The following is a 1,125-nucleotide window of genomic DNA, read 5'->3' as shown; positions in this document are numbered from 1 at the left end:
CGTAAGGTGGCATGGCGCCGACAGCCGAGCCTACAGATTACAAAAGAAAAGCTCAATCAGGATATGGAAAATCTTGTCGCACGTCTTGGCAGCATAGAAGAGTTCAAAGGATGCAACATCTAAAAAAGAAGAATCATGAAACGAAATATCATTACCATAGAAGGAAAATCGGTAACCGTAACCGGTAACGATGTATGGATGACGGCATGGGAAATCGGAGAACTGTTCAATGTGACAACAACGGCGGTAAATGCGGCTATCCGGGCAATCCTGAAAACGGACGTGCTGAATGACTTTGAGGTGTGCCGGTATGTCCGGCTGGAAAACGGTCTGAATGCCGATGTCTATTCCCTTGAAATCATTGTACCGATAGCGTTCCGCCTGAATACCTATTATACCCATGTGTTCCGTTCGTGGCTTTTACGGAAAGCGTACGCCAAAGAGCAGAAGGATACCTATATGCTGTTTGTGCCGATAGCCAAAGGAGGCCATTGCTGAGAACGGAACAAACGCAAGCAAGAACGGACAGCCGTCATTCGGTTGTCCGTTCTTGCTTTTTCTGAGGTTATCTGAAAGGTTTCCGATAGTTCGCTTCCAGCACCTCACGCAGTCCCGATTCGGGATACAGCGCCTTTCCGCCTAAAATGATATAAGGCAGCAGCCGCTCGTTACGGTATTCCTGAAGAGTACGGCGGCTTACCCGTAAAAGGTCTGCCACTTCCTTGTCCGTCAGGTACACCTCACCGTCAAGCGGTGGGCGGTAACTCTCCAGAAACCCGCTGAGCCATCTGGAGCTTTTTCTCATTTTCTGCAACATGGAAGCGACCTTTTCGTCTTCCATCGTGATGATTTCATTGTTCTCGTTCATGTTACTTCGGATTTAGCGGTGAATATTCGGTTATTTGCCGCCGGGGTGGATTATGCCCACAAGCGGAATCAGTCGCTTTACCTCTTCCGGCTTGTAGAAGAACTTGTGCCCGATCTGTGAATAGCCGATAAATCCCTTGTCACGCAGTTTCTGCAAGGTGCGCTGGCTTATCCGTAACCGGTTACACACTTCGTCGCCCGTGAGCCAACGGGCAAGGCGTTTCCCGTCCCCCTTGCGCTGCAAGGCGGTCACTTTTT

Annotated in this window: 3 protein-coding genes; 1 reads left to right on the top strand and 2 read right to left on the bottom strand. The window is 49.6% G+C overall.

Annotated elements, in window-relative coordinates; all coding sequences use genetic code 11:
* The first annotated feature begins 135 nt into the window (after positions 1 to 135).
* Positions 136 to 498 (top strand): RhuM protein, encoded by a 363-nt coding sequence (locus tag I6E24_RS16370; RefSeq protein ID WP_235302669.1) that lies wholly within the window; start codon positions 136 to 138, stop codon positions 496 to 498.
* A 67-nt stretch (positions 499 to 565) separates the two neighbouring features.
* On the opposite strand, the gene I6E24_RS16365 is transcribed toward I6E24_RS16370, so the two are convergent.
* The gene (locus I6E24_RS16365; protein ID WP_235302670.1) at positions 566 to 868 is read right to left on the bottom strand and encodes a helix-turn-helix domain-containing protein; all 303 of its coding nucleotides are present in this window, start codon (positions 866 to 868) and stop codon (positions 566 to 568) included.
* 30 nt (positions 869 to 898) lie between these two features.
* The coding region (locus tag I6E24_RS16360) for a helix-turn-helix domain-containing protein (protein WP_235329761.1) at positions 899 to 1,125 on the bottom strand (227 nt) is incomplete at its 5' end.

The sequence above is a fragment of the Bacteroides caecigallinarum genome, from assembly GCF_021530995.1.
Lineage (GTDB): Bacteria > Bacteroidota > Bacteroidia > Bacteroidales > Bacteroidaceae > Phocaeicola > Phocaeicola faecigallinarum.
This window is presented reverse-complemented; position numbering and strand designations above follow the sequence as displayed.